Source organism: Kineococcus glutinatus, from assembly GCF_039542765.1.
Taxonomy (GTDB): Bacteria; Actinomycetota; Actinomycetes; order Actinomycetales; family Kineococcaceae; genus Kineococcus_A; species Kineococcus_A glutinatus.
On record NZ_BAABIL010000755.1, the window covers coordinates 1 to 5,675 of the forward strand.

The window sequence follows — 5,675 nt, forward strand, 5'->3', positions numbered from 1 at the left end:
CCGCGGCCGTGGCCCGCGCCGCGCAGGCCGCGCTGGACGGCGTCACCCGCCTCGGCGGGGCCAAGCCCGGCGACAAGACCCTCGTCGACGCCCTGGTGCCGTTCGCCCGGGTCATCGTCGAGCGCGTCGTCGCCGCCGCCGACGTGCGCACCGCCTGGCGAGCGGCCGCCGAGGCCTCCACCACCGCCGCCGAGGCCACCAGGGACCTGCGCCCGCAGCTGCGCCGGGCCCGCCCGCAGGCCGAGCGCAGCAGCGCCCACCCCGACGCCGGCGCCGCCTCGCTGGCCCTGGTGACCCGCACCGCCCTGGCCGCGCTGGACGCCTGAGGCGGACCCGGCGGGCGCGCGGTACCCCCGCCCGCCCGCCGGGCGCCCACAGCCACGCAACCCGAGGTGGCCCGCCGCGCGGGCGGGCCGCCACGAGAGGAGAGGAAGCAGCATGAGCGAGAGCACCGAGCAGAAGTGGCGCATCGTCGTCGGCTCCGACGACGCCGGCGTGCAGTACAAGGACAAGATCAAGGCCGACCTGCTGGCCGACCCCCGCGTGGCCTCCGTGGTCGACGTCGGTGTCAACGGCGACGAGGACACCCACTACCCCCACGTCGCCGTCGCCGCGGCCCGCAAGGTCGCCGCCGGCGAGGCCGACCGCGCCCTGCTGATCTGCGGCACCGGCCTGGGGGTGGCCATCGCCGCCAACAAGGTCCCCGGCGTGCGCGCCGTCACCGCCCACGACGGCTTCTCCGTGGAGCGCTCCGTGCTGTCCAACGACGCCCAGGTGCTGTGCATGGGCCAGCGCGTCGTCGGCATCGAGCTGGCCCGCCGCCTGGCCAAGGAGTGGCTCGGCTACCGCTTCGACCCCACCTCCGCCTCCGCGGCCAAGGTCGAGGCCATCAAGAGCTACGAGACCGTGGCCTCCGCCGAGGACGAGGCCACCACCGTCGCCGCCTGCTGACGTGGTGACAGCCGCTCCGCGCCCTCGGCGCCTGGTGGGGGTGAGCCTGAAGATGTACTTCGGGCTCGCCCGCACCCGGTCCTACCTCGAGGCCGTCGCCGCCCTCGGCCCGCACGCCACCGCCTGCGGTGTCGACGCCTTCGTCATCCCCGACTTCGTCTCCCTCGCCGCCGGCGCGGAGCTGCTGGCCGGCTCCGGCATCGCCCTCGGCGCGCAGGACGCGTTCTGGGAGGACGCCGGGGCCTACACCGGGGAGGTCTCCCCCGCGGTGCTCGCCGAGGCCGGCTGCTCGATGGTGGAGCTCGGCCACGCCGAGCGCCGGCGCCTGTTCGGCGAGGACGACGCCGTCACCGCCCGCAAGGCGGCAGCCGCCGCCCGCAACGGGCTCGTGCCGCTGGTCTGCATCGGCGAGACGACGCGGGACGGGGAGGGCGCCGCCGCCGTGTCGGCCGCGGTCGCCGAGTGCCGCCCCCAGGTGGAGTCCGTGCTGGCCGCGGTGCCCGACGACTCGGAGGTCGTGCTGGCCTACGAACCGGTGTGGGCGATCGGGCAGCCGCAGCCGGCCTCCGCCGACCACGTCGTCGCCGTCACCCAGCAGCTGCGCGCCATCGCCGGCGCGCGCACCGGCACCACCCGGATCCTCTACGGCGGCAGCGCCGGGCCCGGCCTGTTCGCCTCCCTCGCCGAGGGCGTCGACGGGCTCTTCCTCGGCCGCTTCGCCCACGACGTCGCCGCCTTCCGCGACGTCATCACCGAGCTCGCCGCCTGAGCGGCACCCCGGCCCCGCACCACCGCACCACCCGACCAGCTCCCGACTCCACGAAGGGCAGGACCTGCGTGTCCACCGCACCCCGCACCGACAAGATCACCCGTGTCGCCCAGATCGGCACCGGCTACATGGGCGGCGGCATCGCCCAGTCCCTGGCCCTGGCGGGCAACGACGTGTGGCTGGCCGACGCCGACAAGGAGTCCACCCAGCGCAACTACGAGCGCCTGCTGAAGGAGTCCGAGCTCTTCGAGGCGCAGGGCCTCTTCGACGCCGGCAGCACCGAGATCCTGAAGCAGCGCTTCCACCCCGCCGACTCCATCGAGGAGGCCGTCGCCGACGTCCACTTCGTCGAGGAGGCCGTCTTCGAGGACCCGGCCGTCAAGAAGGACGTCCTCTCGCGGGTGGAGAAGGCCGCCGCGCCGGGCACCATCATCGGCACCAACACCTCCACCATCCCGGTGAAGGTGCTGGCCGAGGCCTTCACCGACGCCTCCCTCTTCCTCACCGTGCACTTCTCCAACCCCGCGCCGTTCATCCCGGGCGTGGAGCTGGTCACGGGGGAGGCCACCGACCCGGCCGTGCTGCCCCTCATCGACGACCTGCTGGTGCGGGCCGGGCGCAAGGGCGCCCAGGTCGCCGACGTGCCCGGCTTCGTCCTGAACCGGCTGCAGTACGTCCTGCTCAAGGAGGCCATGACGGTCGTGGAGGAGGGCGTGGCCACCCCGGCCGCCGTCGACACCATCGTCTCCACCACCTTCGGGTTCCGGCTGCCGTTCTTCGGCCCGTTCGCCATCGCGGACATGGCCGGCCTCGACGTCTACGCCAAGGGGTTCAGGGTCCTCGAGGACCACTTCGGCGAGCGGCTCTCCGCCCCGGCCAACCTCACCGAGCTCGTGGCGCAGGGCAAGTACGGCACGAAGACCGGCTCCGGCTTCCTGGAGCTGGACCCGGAGAAGCTGGCCGCGCTCATCGACTACCGCAACAAGGCCTACCGCAAGATGGGTGAGCTGCTGGCCGAGCTCGGCCCCTCCCCGCTGGCGGAGTGAGCTGACGGACGGGTCCGACGGGTCACCACGGGGGCGGTCGCCGCGGCGGCCGCCCCTCGCCGTCGCAGCTCACCCCTTCGGGTGCGCCTCGCGGCCCGGGGCCGCCCGCAGGAGACATCATGGGGCGGTGAGACTCCCCCGGCGCGTGCCGGCGGCCGTCGCCGCCGCCATCGCCGTCGCCGGTTACGCCGCCGCCCTGCTCGGCCTGCGCGGCGGGTCCGCGCCCCTGCTGCTCGACGCGACGGTCGGCAACGCCGTGACGCTCGGCGCCACCGGGCTGCTGTGGTGGCGGGTGCGCTCCGGCGTCGCGGACCGCGCCGTGCTGGTGCCGCTGGCCGCCGGGCTGAGCGCCACCGCGCTCAACGAGGCCGCCGCCGACCTCGTCGAGGTCGTCGGCGCCGGCCCGCCCCGCGGGCCGGCGGTCGTGGTGGCACCGGTGCTGGCGATGCCGTGCTTCCTGCTGGCCGCGCAGCGGTACGTGCGCACCCGGCTGGCCGACCGCCACCCCGGCTCCTGGCTGGACGCCGTCGCGGGCACCCTGGCGATCGCCGGCTGGCTGCTGCTGCTGGAGGCACCGCTGCGGCGGGTGCTGGGTGGCGTCCTGGCCGGTGGGGCGGGCGTCCCCCTGGCCCTGCCCGCCGTGGACGTCGTCGTCATGCTGCAGCTGCTGGCCGTGGTGGTCTGGTGCGGCGCGCGCAGCGACGTGCGGCTGTGGTTCGTCATCGCGGCCCTGGCCCTGGCCGGCGCCGGCCACCTCGGCTGGGTGGTGCAGGAGCAGGCCGGCACCTACGGCGGCGGCAACCCCGTCGACGCGCTCTTCACCGCGGCCACCGTGCTCGCCGCGGCCGTCGGGTGGGTGCCGCCACCGCGCACCCCGCTGCTGCGGGCCAGCGTGACGCGCCTGCTCGTGCCGCCCTCGGCGGTGCTGGTCCTCTGCGGGGCGCTGCTCGCGACGGGCGCCGCCCCCCGCCGGGCGGAGGCGCTGGTCGGCGCGGCGCTGCTGCTCGTCGTGGGCCGCCTGGCGCTGGCCCACCGGGAGCTGGTGCCGCTGTCGCACGCCCGCCACCTGTCCCTCACCGACGAGCTCACCGGCCTGGGCAACCGCCGTGCGCTGCTGGCGGCGCTGGCGGAGGCGGAGCAGCGCGAGGAGCCCTGCGCCCTGCTGCTGCTGGACCTGCAGCGCTTCAAGGAGGTCAACGACGCCCTCGGGCACGCCGCCGGGGACGAGCTGCTGCGCTCGGTGGCGGCCCGGCTGCGCGCCCGCGCCCGCCGGGGCGACCTGCCCGCCCGCCTCGGCGGTGACGAGTTCGCGCTGCTGCTGCCGGGGACCGCGCTGGCGCAGGCCCAGCACCTGGCCGACGCCCTCGCCGCGGACCTGGCCCGGGCGCACCGGTTGTCGGGCACGTCGCTGCACGTGCCGGCCGGCGTGGGCGTGGCGGCGCGCCCGGTCCACACCACGAGCGCGGCGGGGTTGCTGCACTGCGCCGACGTGGCGATGTACGGCGCCAAGCGGGAGCGCAGGCCCGTGCTGGCCTACGACGAGCGCCTCGACCGCCGCTCCGGGGACCGGCTGCGGCTGGTGGAGGAGCTGCGCGCCGTGCTCGCGCCGGGGGCGGACGGCGGCAGCCTCGTGCTGCACTTCCAGCCCAAGATCGACCTGGCCACCGGTGGCGTGGCCGGCGCCGAGGCCCTGGTGCGCTGGCAGCACCCGCGGCTGGGCCTGCTGGACCCCACGTCGTTCCTCGCCACCGCCGAGCAGCGCGGCCTGATGCCGACCCTGACCCGGCAGGTGCTCTCCGGTGCCCTCGCGGAGGCCGCGCGCTGGCACCGGGAGGGCCACCAGGTGCCCGTGGCGGTCAACCTGTCCGCCACCGACGTGCTCGACGCGGGGCTGCCGGACCGGGTGCGCGCCGCGCTGCGCCGGCACGGCCTGCCGGCGTCCGCGCTGCACCTGGAGATCACCGAGACGGTCGTCCTGGGCGACTCCACCCGGGCGCGGGAGGTGGTGGCGCAGCTGGCCGGCCTGGGTGTGCGGCTCAGCGTGGACGACTACGGCACCGGCTACTCCTCGCTGGCCTACCTGCGCGACCTGGCGGTGCACGACCTGAAGCTGGACCGCTCCTTCGTCGCCGACGTCGCGGCGGACGCGCGGGCGGCGGCCGTCGTGCGCACCACGGTGGACCTGGCCCACAGCCTGGGGTTGCGCCTGGTGGCCGAGGGGGTGGCCGACGAGGAGGGTCTGCGGCTGCTGCGGGCGATGGGCTGCGACGAGAGCCAGAGCCACCTGCACTCCCCGCCGCTGCCGGCGGCGGAGTTCCGCGCGTGGCTGGGCGCGCACGAGGCGGTGCCCGCGTCCTGAGGGCCGCGCCACCGGCAACCCGGATGCGCAGCGTGACGACGACGGTGCTCTACAGCGTGGGAAAGCCGTCGGGACGTGACCCTCCGCACGCCTGTAACCCGCAGGACACCTGCGTGCTCCACCCTGGAGGCGTCGGACCCAACGGCGGGTGCGGCGGGAACGGAGGAACCAGCGTGGACACGGACACCACCACGGCGCTCGCGGTGAGCGCTCCCGGCACCGCGGGGCTCGAGGTGCACCGCGACGCGGCCGCACCCGGCACCGTCCTGGCGGCGGCACCCGTGGTCGCAGGACCCGCCGGCGCCGACGGCCGGGCGGGGCTCGCGGCGGTGCTCGTGGGCGTCGACCCGACCTCCGACTGCCTGCCCGCGGTGCGCTGGGCCTGGCAGCACGCCCGCGCCGAGCGGCGCCCGCTGGAGCTGGTCACCGTCTGGGAGTACCCCCGCGTCCCCCCCGCCGTCGGCGGTGTCCCGGTGCAGGGTTTCCCCACCCCCGCCGAGCAGGTCGGACAGCTCCTCGCCGTAGGCCAGGGAGTCCTCGGTCGTCTGGT

The 5,675-nt window shown here is 76.2% G+C and carries 6 protein-coding genes; all 6 read left to right on the forward strand.

Going from position 1 to position 5,675, the window contains the following annotated elements; all coding sequences use genetic code 11:
• Positions 1 to 326, forward strand: a 326-nt coding sequence (locus ABEB16_RS20995) for a DAK2 domain-containing protein (RefSeq protein WP_345714127.1), incomplete at its 5' end; no start/stop codon positions are given.
• Between the two features lie 112 nt (positions 327 to 438).
• Positions 439 to 951 carry a ribose-5-phosphate isomerase gene (locus ABEB16_RS21000; RefSeq protein ID WP_345714128.1) on the forward strand — a complete coding sequence of 171 codons (513 nt, stop codon included), beginning with the start codon at positions 439 to 441 and terminating at the stop codon, positions 949 to 951.
• A 40-nt stretch (positions 952 to 991) separates the two neighbouring features.
• The gene (locus ABEB16_RS21005) at positions 992 to 1,720 is read left to right on the forward strand and encodes a triose-phosphate isomerase (protein WP_345714129.1); all 729 of its coding nucleotides are present in this window, start codon (positions 992 to 994) and stop codon (positions 1,718 to 1,720) included.
• A 68-nt stretch (positions 1,721 to 1,788) separates the two neighbouring features.
• Positions 1,789 to 2,766, forward strand: a complete 978-nt coding sequence (locus ABEB16_RS21010; protein ID WP_345714130.1) for a 3-hydroxyacyl-CoA dehydrogenase family protein — start codon at positions 1,789 to 1,791, stop codon at positions 2,764 to 2,766.
• Between the two features lie 127 nt (positions 2,767 to 2,893).
• Positions 2,894 to 5,125 (forward strand): putative bifunctional diguanylate cyclase/phosphodiesterase, encoded by a 2,232-nt coding sequence (locus ABEB16_RS21015; protein WP_345714131.1) that lies wholly within the window; start codon positions 2,894 to 2,896, stop codon positions 5,123 to 5,125.
• Between the two features lie 173 nt (positions 5,126 to 5,298).
• Positions 5,299 to 5,675, forward strand: a 377-nt coding sequence (locus ABEB16_RS21020) for a universal stress protein (protein WP_345714132.1), incomplete at its 3' end; no start/stop codon positions are given.

Coding starts and splice junctions, on each gene's coding strand:
- ABEB16_RS21000 (WP_345714128.1), top strand. CDS start 439: ATGAGCGAGAGCACCGAGCAGAAGTGGCGCATCGTCGTCGGCTCCGAC.